18 protein-coding genes are annotated in these 20,357 nt (G+C 66.6%); 1 reads left to right on the top strand and 17 read right to left on the bottom strand.

Features of this window, described 5'->3' with window-relative positions; all coding sequences use genetic code 11:
• Positions 1–1,431 carry an FAD/NAD(P)-binding protein gene (locus tag NDN16_RS09110; protein ID WP_251113300.1) on the top strand — a complete coding sequence of 477 codons (1,431 nt, stop codon included), beginning with the start codon at positions 1–3 and terminating at the stop codon, positions 1,429–1,431.
• On the opposite strand, the gene NDN16_RS09105 is transcribed toward NDN16_RS09110, so the two are convergent.
• From NDN16_RS09105 to NDN16_RS09025, 17 genes are all read right to left on the bottom strand, one after another.
• Positions 1,347–2,699, bottom strand: coding sequence for an LLM class flavin-dependent oxidoreductase (locus NDN16_RS09105; RefSeq protein ID WP_251113299.1), 1,353 nt, complete (start codon positions 2,697–2,699; stop codon positions 1,347–1,349). The genes NDN16_RS09110 and NDN16_RS09105 overlap by 85 nt on opposite strands.
• A gap of 9 nt (positions 2,700–2,708) precedes the next feature.
• Positions 2,709–3,929: an SfnB family sulfur acquisition oxidoreductase gene (locus NDN16_RS09100; RefSeq protein WP_251113298.1), complete on the bottom strand. Its 1,221-nt coding sequence runs from the start codon at positions 3,927–3,929 to the stop codon at positions 2,709–2,711.
• 3 nt (positions 3,930–3,932) lie between these two features.
• The gene (locus NDN16_RS09095; protein ID WP_251113297.1) at positions 3,933–5,144 is read right to left on the bottom strand and encodes an SfnB family sulfur acquisition oxidoreductase; all 1,212 of its coding nucleotides are present in this window, start codon (positions 5,142–5,144) and stop codon (positions 3,933–3,935) included.
• A gap of 16 nt (positions 5,145–5,160) precedes the next feature.
• Complete coding sequence (locus NDN16_RS09090) at positions 5,161–5,814, bottom strand: methionine ABC transporter permease (protein ID WP_251113296.1); 654 nt, start codon at positions 5,812–5,814, stop codon at positions 5,161–5,163.
• Positions 5,795–6,940, bottom strand: a complete 1,146-nt coding sequence (locus NDN16_RS09085; protein WP_435301084.1) for a methionine ABC transporter ATP-binding protein — start codon at positions 6,938–6,940, stop codon at positions 5,795–5,797. The genes NDN16_RS09090 and NDN16_RS09085 overlap by 20 nt, the downstream gene beginning before the upstream one ends.
• 17 nt (positions 6,941–6,957) lie before the next feature.
• The gene (locus NDN16_RS09080) at positions 6,958–7,767 is read right to left on the bottom strand and encodes a MetQ/NlpA family ABC transporter substrate-binding protein (RefSeq protein WP_251113294.1); all 810 of its coding nucleotides are present in this window, start codon (positions 7,765–7,767) and stop codon (positions 6,958–6,960) included.
• 35 nt (positions 7,768–7,802) lie between these two features.
• Positions 7,803–8,360 (bottom strand): FMN reductase, encoded by a 558-nt coding sequence (gene msuE / locus NDN16_RS09075; RefSeq protein ID WP_251113293.1) that lies wholly within the window; start codon positions 8,358–8,360, stop codon positions 7,803–7,805.
• A 98-nt stretch (positions 8,361–8,458) separates the two neighbouring features.
• The gene (gene eutC / locus NDN16_RS09070; protein ID WP_251113292.1) at positions 8,459–9,241 is read right to left on the bottom strand and encodes an ethanolamine ammonia-lyase subunit EutC; all 783 of its coding nucleotides are present in this window, start codon (positions 9,239–9,241) and stop codon (positions 8,459–8,461) included.
• Positions 9,238–10,635, bottom strand: coding sequence for an ethanolamine ammonia-lyase subunit EutB (locus NDN16_RS09065; RefSeq protein WP_251113291.1), 1,398 nt, complete (start codon positions 10,633–10,635; stop codon positions 9,238–9,240). Before NDN16_RS09065 ends, eutC begins: the two co-directional genes overlap by 4 nt.
• Before the next feature lie 20 nt (positions 10,636–10,655).
• Positions 10,656–11,450, bottom strand: a complete 795-nt coding sequence (gene hisN, locus NDN16_RS09060; protein ID WP_251113290.1) for a histidinol-phosphatase — start codon at positions 11,448–11,450, stop codon at positions 10,656–10,658.
• Between the two features lie 4 nt (positions 11,451–11,454).
• Positions 11,455–12,390, bottom strand: a complete 936-nt coding sequence (locus NDN16_RS09055; RefSeq protein ID WP_251113289.1) for a phosphotransferase — start codon at positions 12,388–12,390, stop codon at positions 11,455–11,457.
• Positions 12,387–13,358, bottom strand: a complete 972-nt coding sequence (locus NDN16_RS09050; RefSeq protein ID WP_251113288.1) for an aminoglycoside phosphotransferase family protein — start codon at positions 13,356–13,358, stop codon at positions 12,387–12,389. Before NDN16_RS09050 ends, NDN16_RS09055 begins: the two co-directional genes overlap by 4 nt.
• Positions 13,355–14,647 carry a Zn-dependent hydrolase gene (locus NDN16_RS09045; RefSeq protein ID WP_251113287.1) on the bottom strand — a complete coding sequence of 431 codons (1,293 nt, stop codon included), beginning with the start codon at positions 14,645–14,647 and terminating at the stop codon, positions 13,355–13,357. The genes NDN16_RS09050 and NDN16_RS09045 overlap by 4 nt, the downstream gene beginning before the upstream one ends.
• 31 nt (positions 14,648–14,678) lie before the next feature.
• Positions 14,679–16,559, bottom strand: a complete 1,881-nt coding sequence (locus NDN16_RS09040; protein WP_435301079.1) for a dipeptide ABC transporter ATP-binding protein — start codon at positions 16,557–16,559, stop codon at positions 14,679–14,681.
• Positions 16,559–17,479 carry an ABC transporter permease gene (locus tag NDN16_RS09035; RefSeq protein WP_251113286.1) on the bottom strand — a complete coding sequence of 307 codons (921 nt, stop codon included), beginning with the start codon at positions 17,477–17,479 and terminating at the stop codon, positions 16,559–16,561. Before NDN16_RS09035 ends, NDN16_RS09040 begins: the two co-directional genes overlap by 1 nt.
• The gene (locus NDN16_RS09030; RefSeq protein ID WP_251113285.1) at positions 17,479–18,459 is read right to left on the bottom strand and encodes an ABC transporter permease; all 981 of its coding nucleotides are present in this window, start codon (positions 18,457–18,459) and stop codon (positions 17,479–17,481) included. The genes NDN16_RS09035 and NDN16_RS09030 overlap by 1 nt, the downstream gene beginning before the upstream one ends.
• A gap of 81 nt (positions 18,460–18,540) precedes the next feature.
• Complete coding sequence (locus tag NDN16_RS09025) at positions 18,541–20,124, bottom strand: ABC transporter substrate-binding protein (protein ID WP_251113284.1); 1,584 nt, start codon at positions 20,122–20,124, stop codon at positions 18,541–18,543.
• Positions 20,125–20,357 lie beyond the last annotated feature (233 nt).

The following is a 20,357-nucleotide window of genomic DNA, read 5'->3' as shown; positions in this document are numbered from 1 at the left end:
ATGGCTGAAGCCCGTCGCGGCGTCGTCATCGTCGGCGGCGGCTTCAGCGGAGCCGCTATCGCCTATCACCTTTCCCGCATGCCCCGTCTGGCAAGCCTGCCGATCCGGGTGGTGGAGCCGAGGGCGCGGCTGGGGTGCGGGCTTGCCTACTCCGCCACCGATCCCGCCCACCGTATCAACGTACCGGCCGCGCGGATGAGCCTGCGGCCGGACGAGCCGGATCACTTCCAGGATTGGCTGGACGCCGACGCCGCCTGCCGCGACGATCCCGCCGCATGCTGGCCGGCAACAGGCGCGCTCTTTCCCCAGCGCGGCCTCTTCGGCCGCTACGTCGCAGAGCAGCTTGCGCCCGCCCTAGCCGATGGCCGTGTCCGGCACCTGCGGCAATGGGCGATCGAGGCCGTGCGCGACGGGCGCGGCTGGAGTGTGAAGCTGTCCGACGGATCGTCGGCGCCGGCCGAACTCCTGATCCTGGCCGCGACGCATCCGCGCCCAGGCACGCCCCGGCAACTGGCACCCATCGCCGGCTCACCCGCTTACGTTGCGGACCCCTATGCGGCCGGCGCCCTCGATGCGATCGGGCAGCGGGCGCGCATCCTGATCCTCGGTTCCGGCCTGACGGCTGCCGACATGGTGGCGACCCTGGATGGACGCGGTCATCGGGGAGCCATCCTGTGCCTGTCGCGCAACGGCCTCCGCTCCCGGGGGCATAGCGCCCGGACCGGTGCCTGGACGGCCGATTTCCGCGAGGCGGCGGAAAGGGGCGTGCGTCCGCTGGTTGCGGCCATCCGCCTGGAGATTTCCCATGCGGCGGCGGCCGGCGCGCCCTGGCAATGGGTGATGGATCACGTGCGCGACTGCGGGCCGGAGCTCTGGACGGCTTTGGCGCCGGCAGAACGGATCCGCCTGGTGCGGCGGTTGCGCGCCTTCTGGGACGTGCATCGCTTTCGCATCGCGCCCCAGGTGGAGGCCGTGCTGGAGCGGCGTGAACGGGAAGGGACATTCCGCCATGTCGCGGCGCGTCTGGTGGCCGGCGCCGCAACGGACGAGGGGTTGGAGGTGCGCTACCGGCTGCGGGGGGAAGGCCAGGTGCGGACCGGCCTTTTCGACGCCGTCATCAATACGACCGGGCCTTCGCATGGCGACATCCTGTCCGGCGAAGGGCTGCCGGCGCGCATGGCTGCGGCCGGCCTGCTTCGGCCGGATCCAACGCGGCTGGGCATCGAAACGGATCGAGACGGCCGGGCGGTGGCGGCGGATGGGCGCGCCCAGCCGGATCTTCTGGTGGGCGGCCCGCTGGCGCGCGGAACCTTCGGCGAACTGATGGGCCTGCCCGAGGTGTCGCGCTATGCGAAGGCAGTGGCCGAAAGTGCGGCCGACCGCCTGTCGCCCCTGCCGAACAGCTTGTTGCGCAGCGTGCCGGGCGTATAGGCCGTCTTGTACCGCCCACGCTCCTGCATCTGCGGCACGACATGGTGCACGAAGGATTCGAAGCTTTCGGGGACGACGGTCCTGGTCAGGTTGAAGCCGTCGATCTCGCCTTCGTCCATCCACGAGGCAAGTTCTTCCGCCACCTGCCCACCATCTCCGACGATCGTGGCATAGCGGCCGCCGAGAGCCAGTTCCGCAAGAAGCTGCCGCCGGGTCCACCGCTTGTCGCGGGCGAGGCTGGTTGCGGACTGGATGGCATTCGAGCTGCCATAGGCGACGGGTTCGTCGAGGTCGAAGCCGGAAAAGTCGATTCCGGTGCTGGCCGAGAAGTGCGCCAGCCCGGCTTCGGGGCTGGCATGGGCCAGATAGTCCGCATGCCGCTCGCGCGCGAGCGCCTCCGTTTCGTCGGCGACGACGCTGATGCCGACGAATATCTTGACCTCGTCAGGATGGCGGCCGGCCTCGGCCACCGCGGCGCGAAGCTGCCGCGACAGGGATCGCGCACGGGCCTTGTCGGATGCGGCAATGAAGACGCATTCCGCCTCGGCCGCCGCAAAGCGGAGGCCGCGGCCCGAAGAGCCTGCCTGATAGATGACCGGCGTGCGCTGCGGCGACGGTTCGGACAAATGATATCCGTCCGATCGATAGAAGGGCCCGTCATGATGGACGCGATGCACCCTTGCCGGGTCGGCATAGATGCGGCCGCGCCGGTCGCGGCGCACGGCGCCGTCCTCCCAACTCGTCTCCCAGAGCTTGCGGGCCAGCGCCAGATAGTCTTCGGCCCGGTCGTAGCGGCTGTCGTGCTCGGCTTGCGCGTCTTGCCCGACTGCGCGCGCCGCGCTGTCGAGATAGCCGGTGACGATGTTCCAGCCGATGCGGCCGTCCGTCAGGTGGTCGAGCGTGGAGAGCCGGCGCGCGAAGGTATAGGGATGCTCGACGTTCACGTTGACGGTTACGCCGAAACCGAGGTTCTGCGTCACTGCCGCCATGGCCGGTACGAGGAGAAGCGGATCGTTGATGGGCAGCTGGATCGATTCCCGCAGCGTCACGTCGACATTGCCGCCGTACACGTCGTAGACGCCGACGATGTCGGCCAGGAAAACGCCGTCGAACAGGCCCCGCTCCAGCGTCTGCGCCAGGCCCGTCCAGTATGGCAGCGCGGTGTAATCCAGGGATCGGTCGCGTGGATGGGTCCAGAGCCCATGATTGATGTGGCCGACGCAGTTCATCGAGAATGCGTTGAGCCTGATTTCCTTTTTGCCGGGCATGATGGCCTTTCAGATCGCGCCGTGGCGGGGAGGGCGCCGATTGTTGAGATGGAACTGGCCGACGGCCTGGTATTTCCAGCGGACGGGGTCGTGCAGCGTATGCGTGCGGACGTTCCGCCAATGGCGGTCGAGGCCGTCCGCTTCCATGCTGGCGGAGGTTCCGCCCAGCTCCAGCAGGCGGTTGGCCGCATCCAGCCCGGCGCGTGTTGCATGGATGCGTGCTTCCGCCACCGCGATGGAGGCACGCGCGACCGTATCCTCGTCCGGGGCGGCCTGCGCCTCGGCCACGATGCGTCCGGCACGCGCCAGCATGGCTTCCGCCGCCCTGAGCCCCACCCGAACCGCGCCGACCCGGTGGATCGTCAGCGGGTCGTCCGCCGCCGTCTCCACCTTCGCATCCAGCCATGGCCGCGCCCTGTTGCGTATGAAATGCAGCATGTCGCGATAGGCGGCTTCGCCGATGCCAAGGTCGATCGCCGCATGCATCAGCTGTGCGAACGGGCCGATGGTCGTCGGTCGTTCGAACGACGCCTGGAAGGGCACGACGGCGGCTTCGTCCACCTCGACCTCGTCGAAGGTCACCGTGCCGCTTCCGGTGACCCGCTGCCCGAACCCGTCCCAGTCGTCCACGATGTCGACGCCCTCGGCATCGCGCGGAACGAAGACGAGGTAGGAGATGTCGCGCCCGCCCTCCTGCGCCACGGCCAGCGTCGGGATCGTCCGGGCATAGAGCGCCCCGGTGCAATAGAACTTGCGGCCGGACAGGACGGCGCGTCCGCCCTCGCGGCGCAGGCGCGTGGTGCGCTTGAAATCGCGCCTGCCGATTTCGGCGAGCGCGTTGCCGAAGCGGTGGCCGGCCAGCGCCTTGGCGTACAGGCTCGCCTGCTGCCGCGGGGTGCCGCCGACGCGCAGGACCTCCAGCGCGTAGAAGTGGTTCTGCGGTATCTGGCCGATGGAGCCGTCGCCGCGCGACAGGATGGCGATGACGCGGGCGAGCGTGGCGGGGGAAACCTCCGCGCCGCCGTGGATGCGCGGCACGGTGATGCCGAAAAGCCCCGCCTCGCTCATCCGCTCCAGTTCCCGCCAGGGCAGGCGGCGGTGCCTGTCCCGCTCCGCGGCATCAGCGGCGAAATCGTCGGAGAGCCGCGTCGCGACCGCGATGGCTTCCTCGTCGGTTGCGATTGTGGCGATGGCCTGCGCCGCGGCGGTTTGATGGTGCGCCAGCGACATGGCTCAATTCCACTGGTGCCGCGCGGGCAACGCGCCGTTCAATTGGTGATTGCCGATCAGGTGGTACTTCCAGCGTACCGGATCGTGCAGCGTATGCACCCTGGCGTTGCGCCAATGCCTGTCCAGCGCGTGGCCGGCGCGCGTCGAGGCCGCGCCCGCAAGGTCGAACAGGGTTTCGGCGGCGGCCAGTGCGCTTTCCGTGGTCAGGATCTTGGCTTCCGCCACCGCCACGGATGCGGCGGCGCTGCTTTCGTCCGTCACGGGCCGCGAGCCGATGGCCTCCAGCGTTGCGGCCGCCTCGTAGAGCACGGCCTGCGCGGCGTGGTGATCGGCGGTCAGGGCGCCGAAGGCGTGGATGATGGTGGGATCGTCCCGTGCGCTGTCCAGGCCGGAATCCATCCAGGGCCTTGCCTTGTCGCGGACGAAGGCGGCCGCGTCGTCCAGCGCGGCCCTGGCGATGCCGCTATCGATGGCTGCCTGGATCAACTGCGAGATCGGCCCCGCAAGGCCGGGCTTATCGGCGAACCGCCAGACCGGAATGATGTCGGCGGGCTCGACCGCGACATGGTCGAAGACGACGGTGCCGCTTGCGGTGGTGCGTTGGCCGAAGGAGCGCCAGTCGTCTTCCACGCGCACGCCCGGCGCGTCGTGGCGCACCCAGACCTGCACCGGGCGTCCCTCTTCGTCGGCGGCGCGGGTGGGTATCCAGTGGGCGAAGATGGCTCCGGTGGAGTAGAAGCGTTCGCCGGTCAGCACCAGCCGTCCATCCCGGCGTTGCAGCCGCGTCCGGTTGTGCGTCAACGCCTGGCGGCCTTTTTCCGGGCCGGCATTGCCGATGCGGTGGCCGGCCATGATGTCGGCGAAGAAGCGGCTTTGCTGCTGCGGCGTGCCGATGTCGCGCAGCAGCGCGACGACGCCGAACTGATTTTGCGGGATCTGGCCCAGGGAGGCATCCGCCGCCGAGATGATCTCGAACACCTCCACCAGCGTCGCCAGGCCCAGTTCCGGCCCGCCATGCGCGCGCGGCACCGTCAGCGTACCAAGCCCGCTGGCCGTATAGGCGGCGATTTCATCGAAGGGGAGCCGCCGATGGCGATCCCGGTCTATAGCGCCTTCGGAGAAGGCCGCCGCAAGCCGGCGGGCTGCCTCGATGGCTTCCAGGTGGCTTTCGATGCGTCGCGGGGCCACCGGCGCTTCGGGTCGACGTGGCGTCATGACGATCTCCTCCATCTCAACGATCGGACAGAGCGCGTACCGCCCGGTCGCCGATAAACTGCACGCTCATCACCATGGCGATCAGCACCGCGATGACCGCCAGCATCACCGTGGTATCGAAACGCTGGTATCCGTAGCGGATCGCCATGTCGCCAAGGCCGCCCGCGCCCACGGCGCCGGCCATGGCGGACGCGCCGATCATCGTCACGACGGTGATGGTGAAGCCGCCGACGATGCCGGGAAGCGCCTCCGGCAAAAGGACATGGCGCACGATGTGCCGACGCCGGCAGCCCATGGCCTGCGCTGCTTCGATCAGGCCGCGGTCTACGCCTCGGATGCTGACTTCCGCGATCCGGGCAAAGAAAGGCGTGGCGCTGATCGACAATGGCACGATGGCGGCCCAGACACCGATGGTGGTGCCGGCAAGAAGCCGGGTCAGCGGAATGAGGGCGACGAGCAGCACGATGAAGGGTGTCGCGCGGAACCCGTTCACGATGGCGCCGAGCACGGCATTCAGGCGCGGTGCGGGGCGGATGCCGCCGGGCGCGGTCGCCACCAGCAGGACCGCCAGCGGAATACCGAACAGGACCGCCAGTCCGGCCGATACGCCCACCATCAGGCTGGTATCCAGAAAGGCGTTCCACAGGCGTTCAAGCATCGTCGCGGACATAGCCGATCACCTTTGCGGTTCGAGACAGGCGGGTGAGGGTTTCCGGGGCCGGAACGCTGCCGGAAACGGCCAGCAGCAGCCGGCCATGTGTATGGCCCTGCACGCGGTCCAGCGTGGCATGCAGAACGGCGACAGGCGCGGACAGGGCCGCGGCGATGGCGGACAGGTCCGGCGGACCGTCTGCGCCGGTGTAGTGCAGGGCGATGAGCGTGCTGTCGTCAGGACCGCCGCGTGTCGGTTGCAGACGGGCGGCGATATCCTCGGGCAGGTCGCGCGTCAGCGGCTGCAGCAGAGCACGCGTGGCATCGGCCTGCGGATTGCCGAATACCTGCCAGGCCGGGCCGCTTTCGGCGATGCGCCCCTTTTCCAGGACGACGACGTCGTCGCAGATCTCGCGGATGACGCTCATCTCGTGCGTGATCAGGATGATCGTCAGGCCGAGGCGCCGGTTGATGTCCTTCAGCAGTGACAGGATCGACAAGGTCGTTTCCGGATCGAGCGCGGAGGTCGCTTCGTCGCACAACAGGATTTCCGGATCGGAGACGATGGCGCGGGCGATGCCGACACGCTGCTTCTGTCCGCCGGACAGGCGCGCCGGATGGACGTTGCGCTTGTCCGACAGGCCGACGAGGTCGAGCGCCCGTGCGACGCGCGGCCCGATCTCCGCTTTCGGCACGCCGGCCACCGCAAGGGGCAGGGCGACATTGTCCCATACCGTCTTGGCGGACAGAAGGTTGAAATGCTGGAAGATCATGCCGATCCGTCGGCGCAGCCTCACCAGCCCTTCGGTATCGAGCCCCGCTATGTCCGCTCCGTTGACCAGGACGCTGCCGCCGCTTGGCTTCTCCAGCCGGTTGATCAGGCGGATAAGGCTCGATTTTCCGGCCCCGCTCCGGCCGATGATCCCGCAGATCGAGCCGGCACGCACCGTCAGGTCGATATCGGCCAGCGCTGCGACTTCGCCTGTCTTCGACGCATAGATCTTGCCGACACCGGACAGTTGCACGGAGCCGGCGCCGCGCGACGGCCCGTCGACAGGCGGGTTTGCCGTCGCCGCCGGGCGGGCCGTGGGCTTCCGGCGCGGCAGCGTTTCGAGTGTATGCCGCTGCAGCGGCTCGAACAGAATGGACAAGCGCCGCTCCCTCAATTCTTCCAGGCCAGGACGTAGAGCTGCGGATCCTTGGCGAAGGCCGTGTCGATCACCTCCGCGACCTCGGGCGAAGACTGGTAGATCTCGATGAAGCGCTTGATGTCGGCGCGCTCCGCGTCCTGGCTGCGCGTCACGAAGCGGATGGCGAACTGGCGGTCCTCGATGCCGGAATAGATCAGCCCCGCCGACGGGTCGAACGTGCCCGACGCCACGATGAAGTGCGGGTAGCCGACCGACAGGTCGACGTCGGGCGTAACCCGGACGAGTTGCGGCCCTTCCACCTCGTTGAAGGTGAGGTTGCGCGGATTGGCGACGATGTCGTCGAGGGTGCCGAGAAAGCCGACGCCCTCCTTCAGCTCGATCAGCCCTGCGCGCTCCAGCAGCAGCAGGCCGCGACCCTGGTTGACCGGGTCGTTGGGAATGGCGACCGTTCCCCCGTCCGGGATCTCGTCGAAGCTTTTGTGGCGCAGGGAATAGAGACCGATGTTGGACAGTGCTCCAACGCCGGCGATGGCGAAGTCGTAGCCGCGTTCCTTGATGGCATTGTCGAGAAAGGGCTTGTGCTGGAAATAGTTGACATCGATATCGCCCGATTGAAGCGCGACGTTGGGCGTCGTCCAATCGGTGAACTCGATCACCTCCACCTCGATGTTCTCGGCTCTGGCGATTTCGGCTGCCTTGGCAACGCTGTCGCCGTAGGCCCCGGGCACTACGCCGATCCGCAGATCCTGCGCCAGGGCCGGATCGAGCGGCAGGAGGGATATCCCGACGGCAAGGATAGTCCAGAGGGATCGGTAGTTCATCGTGGTCGCTTTCCTGTGTGTTGACGGTAGGCCGGTCATTCGGCGGCGATTGCCGTAGCCAGGCGGGGAAAGAAGGCTCCGATATCGGCGATCGCCTCGTCGATACGGGCCGACAGGGCCGGGGCGGCGACGCGGTAATCCTGGAAATCCGAGGTGGAGGCATAGACGGCGGTCGGCAGCGTATGCGCCATGAAGAAGCCGAACAGCGGCCGCAACTGATGCTCGACCATGAGGGCATGGCGGTCGCCGCCGCCGGTTGCGGCGATCAGCACCGGTTTGCCCCGCAGCGCCTCGGGCTGGATCAGGTCCACGAAGTGCTTGAAAAGGCCGGGGTAGGAGCCCTTGAAGGTCGGCGATCCGATCACCACCAGATCGGCTTGCGTTACCTTCGCCACGATGCCGGCCGCCGTCTCGTCGAGTTGCGAGGGCCATTGCGCAGCCCCGAGCGAGGGACCGACATCGCCGAGGTCGTGGACGGTGCCGGAAAAGCCGTAGGCCAGCGCCGCGCGATCCGCGATCTCCTGCAGAAGCGAAACCGTCCGCGATGGCCTGTTGTAGGAACCGGCAAATGCCACGAGTTTCGGTTTCGTCATGTCGCCCTCGCTGTCCTCGTTCATGGACACAGGCTAGGCGGCGACGAGACGCAGGGAAAAGAATAATCTATCGATTTTGTGTATTAAAGAGAAAAGCGTTACCCTGGTTGGCCCTGGGTCAGGAGGTCCTGGCGCTTGAGCCGAACACCGCTGATCTTCTGCGCCATCATCAGCGTGATGAGCCCGGCGATCTGCGTGGCGGCATCGTCCACCGGCAAGCCGCCGCTTCGTATGTTGGAGACGCAGTTGCGGCCGGAATCCGGCGTGCCGGGCCTGGCGCCGAAGGTGACGTAGGCGCCCAGGCTGTCGGCCGCCGACAGGCCGGGCCGCTCTCCCACCAGAACGACGACGCAGCGCGCATCGAGTTCCGCGCCGATCCAGTCGCCCAAGGCGACGCGCGCCTGATGGGCGATCACCACGGGCGCCATCGTCCAGCCGGCGGCGGAAGCCTTGTCGGCGAGCGCCGTGGCCAGAGGCGCGGCGTTGAGCGCGACGGCGGTTGCCGAGAGCCCGTCCGCGACGACAAGCGCGATGTCGAAGCCGCGCTGGCCGCCTGCCGCCTGCAGGGCCTTGCGGCTGTCCTGCGACAAGGTGCGCCCGAGATCGGGCCTGCGCAGATACTCCGCGCGGTCGGACGCCGCCGAGTACACTTCGATGGCGCTTTCCCCGATCGGGCCCAGCGCCTTACGCAGGGCTGCGGCGTCCATGCCGGTCCACACCGCCTCGCGCGCGCGCGCGTGATCCAGGTTGAACCGCAATGCCGCGTGCGTGGGGACGCCGGAGCCGACCGCCCCGAGCGAGATGCGCGCTTGCGTCCGATCGCGCAGTTCGTCCAGCCGCGACGGCGATACGGCCATTGCGTCTTCAGGCTCGCCGGTCATGCGGCGACCTGGCCGATCATGCGGGTGGCATCGCGCAGCGCCGGCGGTATCAGCGCCGGATCCGCGGCCAGCCGGCCTTGCCGATCCACGATCCCCGTCTCGTGCAGCCAGGCCTCGAACTCCGGGGCAGGGCGGCGGTGCAGGCATTCCCGCGCGAAGACGGCGTCATGGTGCGACAGCGACTGGTAGTTCAACATGATGTCGTCCGCCCCCGGCACGGTGATCACGAAATGCACGTTGGCGGCGCACAGCATGGTCAAAAGAACGTCCATATCCTCGCCGTCGGCGTCGGCATGGTTGGTGTAGCAGACGTCGACGCCCATCGGCAGGCCGAGAAGCTTGCCGCAGAAGTGGTCTTCGAGTCCGGCCCGCACGATCTGCTTGCCGTTGTAGAGATATTCCGGCCCGATGAATCCGACGACCGTATTGACGAGCAGGGGCGAGAATTCGCGCGCGACGGCATAGGCGCGCGCTTCCATCGTCTGCTGGTCGACACCGAAATGGGCGTCGGCCGAAAGGGCCGCGCCCTGGCCCGTCTCGAAATACATGAACTGACCGTCGGCGGGGCAGCGCCCCAGCGAACGGCCGGCATCGGAGGCTTCCCGCAGGATGGCGAGGTCGATGCCGAAGCCGGCATTGGCCTTCTGCGAACCGGCGATGGACTGGAAGACGAGGTCCACGGGCGCGCCGCGCGCCATGGCTTCCATGGCGACGGTGACGTGGCCGAGGCAGCAGCTCTGCGTCGGAATGGCAAGGCGCAGGCGCAGCGTTTCCAGAAGCTCGACGATGCGGATATAGTCTTCCAGCGTATCGGTGGCCGGGTTGACGCCGATCACGGCGTCGCCCGAGCCCATCAGCAGGCCGTCGAGCGCAGAAACGAGGATGCCGTCCGAGGCATCGCGCGGATGGTTGGGCTGGTTGCGGGTGGACAGCCGCCCCGGCAGGCCGATGGTGCTGCGGAAGCGGGTAATGACCTGGCGCTTGGCGGCGATGGCGACGAGATCCTGCAGGCGGCAGAGCTTCGACACGGCCGCGACCATCTCGGGCGTCAGGCCCCATGTCAGCTTTTCCAGCGCATCTGCGTCGGCAGCCGGAGACAACAGCCATTCCCGGAACTCGCCCACCGTCAACCCGGCGACGGGCGCGAAGGCTGCCGAATCATGCCGGGAGGCTATGAGGTCGGAGACCTCGTCCTCGTCGATCAGGGCCTCCCGCAGGAACGCGTCGAGCGGCAGGTCGGCAAGGCACATCTGGGCGGCCAGGCGTTCCACGGGGCCCTGCGCGGCAAGCCCCGCGAGCTGGTCGCCCGATCGTTCGGGCGTGGCCTTCGCCATAAGGTCGCGCAGGTCGGCGAAGGCGAAACGGGTTCCTTCGATCGTGGTGGCGTAGCCCATGATGCTCCTTTCCGCAGTCGTCAGCCCTGCAGCAGGGCCATCGCCGCATGGTGCAGCTCGGGTGTCGCCGCCGCCAGCACCCGGCCATCCGAGTTCAGCCCCAGCGGGGCGCCGTTCCAGTCGCTCACCACGCCGCCCGCGCTTTCGATCACGGGCACGAGGGCAAGGTAATCATAGGGCTGCAATCCGCATTCGGCTATCACGTCGCAATGGCCGGAAGCCAGAAGCGCATAGCCATAGCAATCGCCTCCGAAGCGGCGCAGTGCGACGGCCCCGGACAGCCGCAGGTAGGCGGCCTCGTCCCTGCCTCGGAAACCTTCCGGCGACGTGGTCATGAAGCGGGCGGACGCCAGCGTGCGGCAATCGCTGGTGCGGACCGGCACGCCATTCAACAGTGCCGTTCCTCCGGCCTCGGCCGTCCACCTTTCACCCAGTATGGGCATATCCACGATACCCAGAACCGGCACGCCGTGGTGCAGGTGCGCCAGCAGTGTGCCGAACAGCGGTATCCCCGTCACGAAGCTTTTCGTGCCATCGATCGGATCGATCACCCAGAGCGAACCGTCGCCCGGCGTCGCGCCGGTTTCTTCGCCGAAGATGCCGTGGGTCGGGTAGCGTTGCTCGATCATGGCTCTAAGGCGCGCCTCGATCGCGCGGTCGGCGATGGTGACGGGGCTGTCGTCGGCCTTGGATTCCACGTCAAGGCGCGTGCGGAAATGCGACAGCGCAATGGGCCGTGCCGCGTCGGCAAGGTCTTCCGCAAAGGAGAGGAGGGTGCTGTGGGGCACGGAGGCGGAGGCCGGTTGCAGGCTCATCGGATCAAAGCGCTTTCAGATAATGGGGCCAGCGCGGATCGCTCATGATGGAGCGCGCGCGCATATGCTTCCAGATGCCGTATTTGTAGAAATCGAATTCCAGCGTCGACACCCGGTTCTGCACCATCGCCCAGGTGGACCACTTGATATCGGCCAACGCCTTGTGGACCACCAGCCGCGCATAGAGCGCCTCGCTGCAATGCCCGAAATACAGCTCGATCAGCGACCGGTCCACGTTTTCGGGAAAGAACATTTCGCCGCTCCAGATGGCGAGGTCGTAAATCCGGTCGTTGTTGGAGGCGTATTCGAAATCGATCAGGAGGATCGTTCCGTCGTCGCCGATCAGGAAGTTGCCGGGCATGGGGTCGTTGAAGCAGGGCACGAGGTCGAGGCCCGAGGCCTCCAGTGCTTGCCGCGCTATCCGGTACTGCCGCCACAGCCACGCGTGATCGGGGGGAAGGTGGGCGCCGAGGTCGGCTGCCTGGCGCTCGTGCTCGTCGATCATGTCGAAGACCGTCTTGGTCAGCGGCAGCAGCGGTGCCGAGTGGAACCGCCTATAGACGCGCATCGCCTCCGCGCGCATCGCCGGCACGGCAAAGTCGCGATGGGTGGATGGGCGGCGCCCTTCGACGAATTCGGCAATCTCGACATCGCGCCGGTCCAGATAGTCGAAGGTGCGCGGGCCGAGACCGATTTCTTCGGCCTGGCGGCTCGCCGCACGGGCGGCCGCCCGGTCGATGAACATTTCCGTGCCGCGGCCAGGTATCTTGACGAAGTAAGCGTGCGGCTCGCCGTCCACTTCCACCCGCCAGTTGACGTTGCTGATACCGCCCGAAACGGAAGCATAGCGCATCGCCCGGTCTCGCCACGGGGCGACTTCGGAGACAGCGTTTTCGAGCATGCGTTCCGCGTCCGTGGCGGCACGGCCCACAGGAATCATCCAAGCCTCCTCAGCGTTTCCTCGAACCCGGGACGATTGACGCGCATCCGGCAGCGCAGAAGGCGCCAACCCGCATATTTGCGGAACTCCAGCGAAGTTCGGGGCGAAAGGCGGTCGAGCAGAAGGGCTCTCAGGCCCCAGTAAAGATCGTCGGCCGCCGCATAGGCGACGCAGCGGTTGTACAGCGCCTCGCTCCACACCCCGTTCCACATCTCGATGCCGGTCCGCATCTCGCTGTCGAACTGGCAGGCTTCGTTAAGGAGCGCCGCCAACTGGTAATGCGGGTCCGTGTCGCAGGCCATGTCGAGATCCACCAGGCGGACCGCGCCATCAGGGCCGAGCATGATGTTCGTGGCATGCGGGTCGCCGTGGGCGGGCCGGCTATCGGCGCCCGCCGCAGCAAGCGCGTCGGCGATGGCGGCAACGCCGTCGAACAGCCACCATGCATCGTCCGGAAGCGTTTCCGCCTCCGCGCCGAGGCGGGCGCGCATGTCGGCGATGCCATCGAAGACCGTCCAGCCTTTTCCGAGCGGTGGGCCTTGCGTAACGCGACGGAGCGCCTCTACCACAGCGGAAAGGCACGTTTCCGTCCCGAGCAGGTCCAACGTTGCCGGCCGCCATTCCGGGCCGAGCAGGCGAAACAGGACCGCTCCCTGGTCCGCCGCGAGATGCAGCGGTTCGGGCGTCAGGTCCAGCTCCGCAAGCCTCCTGCCGGCCTTGAAGGCGAAAGCCGGATCGAAGAGGTCGGTACACTCGGCCTGATGCACCTTCAGGAAAAGCGACGGCTGTTCGCTATCCGCCTGCGTAACGCGATAGAGCGTCGACTCGACTCCCTGGTAGGAGGGAGATGCGGCACCGGACATGGCAGGCTCGTAGCGCACCGAGTGCGGGTCGAGAAACGGCACGGACGAAAGGGCATCCTCCGCCAACCTTTCCTGGCGGTCCATCGGTGCGCCGAGCGGCTTCATGCCGGGGTTTCCTCCCGGGTAACCGCGGCCATGCCCTCGGTCGCGAGGATCATGAGCATGTCGGCCAGGATCTGCGTGCCGAACGCCTGGTCCTCGGGCCGCGTATATTCCGTCGGATGATGGATGACGCCGTCGACGCTGGGCACTGCCAGCACGATGGCAGGGCATACCGCCGACAGGCTCACGGCATCATGGCCGCCGATCGTGTCCAGGTGTCTCGTCCCGGAACCGTGCGCCCTGGCCGCGCGCTCGGCCAGCCGTATCAGGCCGGCGTCCATGCGCCCGGCGGCGCGCCGGTCGATGGAGCGGATCTCGTAGGAGATGCCGACAGCCTCTGCCGCATCGACGATCATGGAGTTCAGCCGCACTTCAGCCGCTTCCAGCACCTCCGGCGAGCCGGAGCGAAGCTCGATGAACAGTACCGCCTCGCCGGGCACGGTGTTCGGCGAATTGGGATAGACCTCAAGACGACCTACCGAGGTGTGCAACTCCAGGCCATGCTCGCCCGCCAGCGCCTTCAAGCCGGTTATGACATGCGCGGCGGCCAGCAGCGCATCCTTGCGCTCGGCCATGGGCGTCGGTCCCGTGTGGGCCTGCCGGCCGATGAAGGCCAGGCGGTACTTGGTGGCACCCCAGAACCGGGTAAAGGCGCCGAAGCGCTCCCGCTCGCGGTCCAGGAACGGGCCGCCCTCGATGTGAAGCTCGATCAGTGCGTCGGGCACACGCACCCTGTCGGTGCCTGCATAGCCGATGTCGGCAAGTGCCTCGCGCACGGTGATGCCGCTGCCGTCGCGGCGATCGAGCGCCCAGTCCAGTTCGGCCGCGCCGGTGAACACGCTGCTGCCGAGAAGGCTGGGCTGGAAGCGGGCGCCTTCTTCGTTGGTCCAGTTGGCCACGGCGAAGTTGCAGGCAGCGGTGTTTCCACTCTTTTCAAGCGAATCGCGGACGGCCAGGATGGCCTCGCAGGCGGACAGGACGCCGAGCGTCCCGTCGAAGCGCCCGCCATTGGGCTGACTGTCGAGGTGTGAGCCCACCATGACGAGCGGCGCGTCCGGGCCGGCAAGGTCGAGAAAGCCGAACTGGTTGCCGATGGCATCCACCTTCGGCGAAAAGCCGTTTGCGGAAAACCATGCCGCCAACCAGTCGCGGGCCTTGCCATCCTCTCGGGACAGGGTCAGGCGGGTCATTGCCCCGCCTTCGCCGCCCCCGAACGGTTGTACGGCATCCATCATGGCTTGAAGCCTGTCTGCATCGATGGGGGCGCAACGTGTAGCTTGGGTGTCTTGCATCGGACGATCCGTCAAAGAGATGGAATGCGGGTCAGGCTGTAACGGCGAGGCTGCGAAGCTCTTCCGGCGGAAGGGCCCCGGAGATCAGGTGGCAGGCCGCGAAATCGCTGTCGCTGCGGGTGGTCAGGTGAGGACTCCTGCTTGCGCATGGGGCAAAGGCCTGCGGGCAGCGAGACCGGAACGAACAGCCCTGCGGCAGTTCGATCGGGCTTGGTGGCTCGCCCTCCATCAGGCAGTCTTCGGGCCGGTAGCGCCGCGTCTCCAGCGTCGGCATCGCCGACAGCAGCGCCTTCGTATAAGGGTGCCCCGGATCGAAGAAGAGCCGCTCGTTGTCGGCCAGCTCGACGACCTCCCCGAGGTACATCACCGCAATGCGGTTGCAGGCCTTCCGGACCATGCCGAGGTCGTGGGAGATGAAGATGTAGGTGAGCGAGTGTTCGCGCTGCAGCTTGTCGAACAGGGCGAGCAGGCGGAACTGCTCCGTCTGGTCCAGTGCGGACAAGGTCTCGTCCATCAGCAGGATCTCCGGGTCCAGCACCATGGCGCGCGCCACGTTGACCCTTTGCCGTTGTCCGGCCGACAGCCCGGTGGGCAATTCGTCGTACAGCGATACGGGCAGACCGACGTCGTCCATGACCTGCCGGACCTTTTCGCGGATGCGCGCCGCCTCGCGCCAGCCATGCACGCGCAACGGCGCCTCGATCATCGCGCCGATCGAGGTGCGTGGCGGAAGTGAGCCGAACGGATCCTGCAGCACGAGCTGCAGTTTGCGGCGAAAGCCCAGAAGTGCGCTGCCGGACAACCGCGAAATATCCTGGCCCTCGCACAGGATCTCGCCTCCGGACGGCTTTTCCAGCCGGCTCAGGAGCCGCATCAGCGTGGACTTGCCGCAGCCCGATTCCCCGACGACGGCGAAGCTGTCTCCGCGCTGCACGTCGAAGGTCACGTTGCGGACGGCCCGGAGGGCGTCCGTCTTGCCGAAGGAGCCGCGCCGGCGCACGTCGTAGGTCTGCGACACGTCGTTGAGACGAATGACAGGCTGCTGCCGGGAGTTTGCCCCGCTCACGGGAGGGGGCGGCGCGCCTGCGCCCCAGATCACGGGTATCTGCGCGACGAGCTCCCGCGTATAGGCATGGCGCGGAGCGCCGACAAGCGCCTCGCTCGGCTGTTCCTCCACGAGCCGCCCTTCGTCCATGACGAGGATCCGGCCGGCGGCTTCCCTTGCGACCGGCAGGGAGGACGAAACGAACAGGACGGCGGTGTCGAACGTGTCCGACAATTCGCGCATCAGGCGTATCACTTGCGCGGCCACGGTTACGTCGAGCGGCTGGGTGACGTTGTCTGCCACCAGCAGGGTGGGGTTTGCCACCATGGCATCCACGATCAGGGCGCGCTGCATCATGCCGCCCGAATATTGCGACGGATAGTCGTGGTAGCGCGAGCGCGCCGAGGGGATACGCACAGCTTCGAGCAACTCGATCACACGTGCCTGCGCATCCTTGCTGGAAACTTCCGGGGCGACAGCGCGCAGCTTCTCGACGATCTGTGCGCCGACAGGGAGAGTCGGGTCCAGCGCGCCCATGGGGTTGGCGCCGACATAGGCGATGTCGCGGCGCAGCCGCCGCATGTCGCCGCCGGAGACCGCCAGTATGTCCCGGCCCTTGAACAACACCCGGCCCGACGAGATGCGCAAGGGATCGTCGATCCAGTTGACGATCGCCTTCGAAAGGACGGTCTTGCCCGAGCCCGACGCACCGACGACGCCGACGATCTCACGCGGGGACACGGTAAAGGTGACATTCTTCAGGATCGCATGCTCGCGGCCAGGCATGGCCACATCCACGCACAATCCCTCCACGGAAAGGACAGGCTGGCCCTCCCCGGACAGGACAGGCTGGGCGGTCGCGCTCATCAGGCGCCTCCATGGATGGAGTTGCGGGCGCGCTCGAAGGCGGATCCCATCAGGTTGATGCTGGTAAGGGTGAGACACAGGAAGACGCCGGGCATCGTGGCGATCCACCATGCGTTCAGAAGATACTTCCGGCCATCTGCGATGATGTTGCCGAAGGTCGGCGTGGGCGGTTGCACGCCGAGACCCAGGAAGCCCAGGATGGACTCGAAGATCATCATGCGCGCCACGTCCAGCACGGAGGTGAACAGAATGGGCGGGATCAGCAGAGGCACCAGCAGCGTCAGCAGAATCCGGGCATGCGTGGCGCCCGATACCAGCGCAGCCCGCACATATTCCTGCCCGCGCTCGGCCATGACGACGGAGCGCATGATCCGCGCATAGACCGGCCAGTTGGACAGCCCGAGGACAAGCACGATGGCTGGAATGGTGGGACGCGAGACCCCGAGGACGGCAATGGCAAGGATGATCATCGGAATGGCCAGCTGCGCATCGGTGATCCGCATGATGACGGTGTCGGCGCGCCCGCCGAAATATCCGGCCAGCGTGCCGAGGGTGCAGCCGATGGCGAGCGTGACGGCCACTGAAGCAACGCCGATCAGCAGCGAGTAGCGCAGGCCGACGAGGCTCCGCACCAGCATGTCGCGCCCGATCTGGTCGGTGCCGAGCGGATGGGCCCAGCTCCACTTTTCACCCAGGAGGATCGGCGGCAGGAGCCGGGCCCGCACGTTCATGGCCGTGGGATCTATTCCGCTGATGGCCGGATACAGCGCCGCGGCGAGGACGAGCACGATAAAGACCGCGAAGCCGATGCGGAACTCGGTAGAACGCGCGGCCCGGCCGAGGATGCGCCGCGCCACGGAACGGCCGGCGGGGGCGGCGCGTATCGCGCCGGTCGTCAATGCAGGGTCGATTGCGCTCATCAGTATTCGAGCCTCGGATCGATGGTGGTGGCTGCGAGATCGACGAGAATGTTGATGATCACGAAGATCGCGGCGGTCACGATGGCTATGCCCTGGATCAACGGGAAATCGCGTTGCAGGACGGCGTTGATCGTCAAAAGGCCGAGGCCCGGATAATCGAAGATGTACTCCACGATGATCACGCCGCCGAGAAGCGAGGAGAACTGGACGCCCAGCAGGTTGAGCAACGGTACGGCCGCGTTGCGCAATGCATGGTGGGCGACGATCCTCGGTCGCGACAGGCCCCGGACATGTCCGACGCTGACGTAGGAGGCGTTCATCTGCGCCGCGACTGCGCTGGACAGTGTGCGGATCAGCACCGGGGACAGTTCGACCGCCAATACGATGGCCGGCAGGATGGTGTAGGCGAAGCCGCGATAGCCGATGGCGGGCAACCAGCCGAGATGCGCCGAGAACAGCAGCGCCAGGACGATGCCTAGCCAGAAATTGGGTATGGAGATGAAGACCGAAGAGATGGCAAAGGCCAGCTTGTCGGCGATGCCGCCGGGCCGCAACCCCGCTGCGATCCCAACGATGGCTGAAAAGATCAGTGCGAACACCAGGGCCAGGGCCGCCAGCTGCAACGTCATCGGCAACGCATCGAGGATAAGGGTCATCACGTCGGCCCGTTCGCCGCGGGTCGTGTCGCCGAAGCTGGCGCCGCCCGTTGCCGCTCCGCTGGCCGGCCGCACGAAGGATTGTCCGAGATTCCCCTGGACGACATCGCTCATATAGCGGCCGAACTGCACGATGATCGGGTCGCGGAGGCCCATTTCGGTCGCGATCTGCTCGATCAGGGCTTCAGGCGCCATGCCACCCGCCATCAGGCGCACCGGATCGCCCGGCACGACGCGCAGCAGCGTGAAAATCAGCAGCGACACCAGGAAGATGATCAGCGCGCCTTGCGTCAGCCGACGCGCGAGGAAGCTGAGGACGAACATCGGACGAAGAGCTCCGGTATTGCGTTCGGAAGCGGTTGGCGGCCCGCCGCAATCACGGCGGCGGGCCTCCCGGTGCGTCGGTCAGGCGGCCTTGCCCGCCGCGTCGATGGAGCCGTCCGGGTAGATGTAGAGGCCGGTGAGTTCCTTGCGCATCGCGTGGATCATGACGGAGGTGAACAGCGAAAGGGCCGGCATCTTCTGCGCCAGCAGAGGCATCGTCTCGGTCTGCAGGATGGCCTGCCGCTCCTCCAGCGTCGAGGCGCTGCGCTCCTTGTCGAGGCTGGCGTCGATCTCCGCGTCCTCGATGCCGGTGATGCGGTGCGAGGAGGAGTGGAAATGCGTCCGCAGCACCAGGTCCGGCTCAGGTGAGCCGGTGGACCAGCCGCAATCCACCATGTGGCCGGGGCCGCCGCCGGGACGATGGTAGAGCCGCTCGTTCCAGGCGGCGGGCTCCAGAACCGTCAGGCTGACGTTGAAGCCTTGTTCGTTGAGCATGGCCGTGATGACCTCGCCGTATTCCACCGTCTTCGGATAGAAGCCGACCGAAGTGATGTATTCCAGTGGCGGCAGGCCTTCGCCGCCCGGGAAGCCGGCTTCCGCAAGCAGCGCCTGGGCGCGCTCGGGATCGTAGGCCGGATAGTTCTCGAGCTCGATGTAGCCGAACTTTACCGGCGAGATGAAATTGCTCGACGCGTGGCCGGCGGAACCCAGAAGCTCCAGGATCAACTCGCGGTCGATGGAGTGGCACGCGGCCATGCGAACGCGCGGGTCGTCGAAAGGCGGCTTCGAGCACCGGAACCAGAGATACTTGTTTTCGACGGATACGACTTCGTTGATTGCAATGTCCGCATTGCCCGACACGGTGTCGACTTGCTCCGGCTCCAGCCGCTCGACGATATTTGCCTGGCCGTTCATCAGCGACAACATGCGCGTGGTGGAGTCGCCGACGAAGGTGAAGTTGATCGACGGTATCGACGGCTTGCCCTTGAAGTAGCCATCGAAGGCCTCGAGCACGGTATCGTTGCCGCGTTGCTCCACGAAGCGGAAGGGGCCCGTGCCGTTGAGCCGCTGGGACAGCACGCCGCCTGGCCCTTCGGCGATATCCTTGGCGGACATCATCGGCAGGAAAGAGGCCAGAAACATGAACAGGTGGGCCGGATAGCCACCCTTGCTCGTATCGACGATCACGGTGTGGTCGTCCGGGGTCTCGATGGTCAGTGTCTCAGTCGGACCGGGATACCACTGGGCCGGACGGTCCGGCTGCGACCCGTACTCGAACGTCGCCTTCACATCCTCGGCCGCGAACGCCTTTCCGTCATGAAACTGCACGTCGTCACGCAGTTTGATCTGCAGACGATGCGGATCAAGCAACTCGATCGAGGTGGCGAGCTCGTAGACGACGGCGCCCGGATCCTCCAGCGTCATCGGGGTGCGCGTCAGGAAGCCCATGACGAAGCCCTCAATGTTCTTCTGGGATAACGTCGTATGCGCCGTCGGGTCCCAGTTACCGGTAATGTTCTCCGCCGAAAGAAACACCATCGGTTGTGCTTCCTGAGCGAAGGCCGAGGAGAAGAAGAAGTCGGGATCGATCTGGGCGAAGCCGGCCATGCCGGCAAGCGCGGCCCCGCCCTGGAGAATGCGCCTGCGAGTGACGAAACTGGTCATTGAGAAGTCCCCTGACAGCAAGACGAACGACGATAGCGAGCGGTGCGGCGCATCTATGCGCGGCTACTCGGCCCATCCCGTGCCGATAACGGCGCGGGCCATGTCTCAAGAATGTCGCCGGGTGGCAATATGTGGTTTTCTGCCCTCGGATGGGTTAAGTATGCACAGCTTCGGTAGTGAATCCACACGAAAACAAAAAATTCGGACAGAAAATGCACAGTGATTAAGGTGTG

Source organism: Aureimonas altamirensis (genome assembly GCF_023702225.1).
Taxonomy (GTDB): domain Bacteria; phylum Pseudomonadota; class Alphaproteobacteria; order Rhizobiales; family Rhizobiaceae; genus Aureimonas; species Aureimonas altamirensis_B.
The sequence above is the reverse complement of the archived record's forward strand: the minus strand, read 5'-3'. Positions and strand labels throughout refer to the sequence as shown.

Bases quoted from the DNA above. Each gene is read 5' to 3' on its own strand.
- NDN16_RS09100 (WP_251113298.1), bottom strand. From the start codon at position 3,929: ATGTCGCTGGCGCACCATCAAACCGCCGCGGCGCAGGCCATCGCCACA.
- NDN16_RS09045 (WP_251113287.1), bottom strand. From the start codon at position 14,647: ATGCAAGACACCCAAGCTACACGTTGCGCCCCCATCGATGCAGACAGG.
- NDN16_RS09110 (WP_251113300.1), top strand. From the start codon at position 1: ATGGCTGAAGCCCGTCGCGGCGTCGTCATCGTCGGCGGCGGCTTCAGC.
- NDN16_RS09050 (WP_251113288.1), bottom strand. From the start codon at position 13,358: ATGAAGCCGCTCGGCGCACCGATGGACCGCCAGGAAAGGTTGGCGGAG.
- NDN16_RS09055 (WP_251113289.1), bottom strand. From the start codon at position 12,390: ATGATTCCTGTGGGCCGTGCCGCCACGGACGCGGAACGCATGCTCGAA.
- NDN16_RS09105 (WP_251113299.1), bottom strand. From the start codon at position 2,699: ATGCCCGGCAAAAAGGAAATCAGGCTCAACGCATTCTCGATGAACTGC.
- NDN16_RS09035 (WP_251113286.1), bottom strand. From the start codon at position 17,479: ATGAGCGCAATCGACCCTGCATTGACGACCGGCGCGATACGCGCCGCC.
- NDN16_RS09080 (WP_251113294.1), bottom strand. From the start codon at position 7,767: ATGAACTACCGATCCCTCTGGACTATCCTTGCCGTCGGGATATCCCTC.
- NDN16_RS09030 (WP_251113285.1), bottom strand. From the start codon at position 18,459: ATGTTCGTCCTCAGCTTCCTCGCGCGTCGGCTGACGCAAGGCGCGCTG.
- NDN16_RS09025 (WP_251113284.1), bottom strand. From the start codon at position 20,124: ATGACCAGTTTCGTCACTCGCAGGCGCATTCTCCAGGGCGGGGCCGCG.
- hisN (WP_251113290.1), bottom strand. From the start codon at position 11,450: ATGAGCCTGCAACCGGCCTCCGCCTCCGTGCCCCACAGCACCCTCCTC.
- NDN16_RS09090 (WP_251113296.1), bottom strand. From the start codon at position 5,814: ATGTCCGCGACGATGCTTGAACGCCTGTGGAACGCCTTTCTGGATACC.
- NDN16_RS09095 (WP_251113297.1), bottom strand. From the start codon at position 5,144: ATGACGCCACGTCGACCCGAAGCGCCGGTGGCCCCGCGACGCATCGAA.
- eutC (WP_251113292.1), bottom strand. From the start codon at position 9,241: ATGACCGGCGAGCCTGAAGACGCAATGGCCGTATCGCCGTCGCGGCTG.
- NDN16_RS09065 (WP_251113291.1), bottom strand. From the start codon at position 10,635: ATGGGCTACGCCACCACGATCGAAGGAACCCGTTTCGCCTTCGCCGAC.
- NDN16_RS09040 (WP_435301079.1), bottom strand. From the start codon at position 16,559: ATGAGCGCGACCGCCCAGCCTGTCCTGTCCGGGGAGGGCCAGCCTGTC.
- msuE (WP_251113293.1), bottom strand. From the start codon at position 8,360: ATGACGAAACCGAAACTCGTGGCATTTGCCGGTTCCTACAACAGGCCA.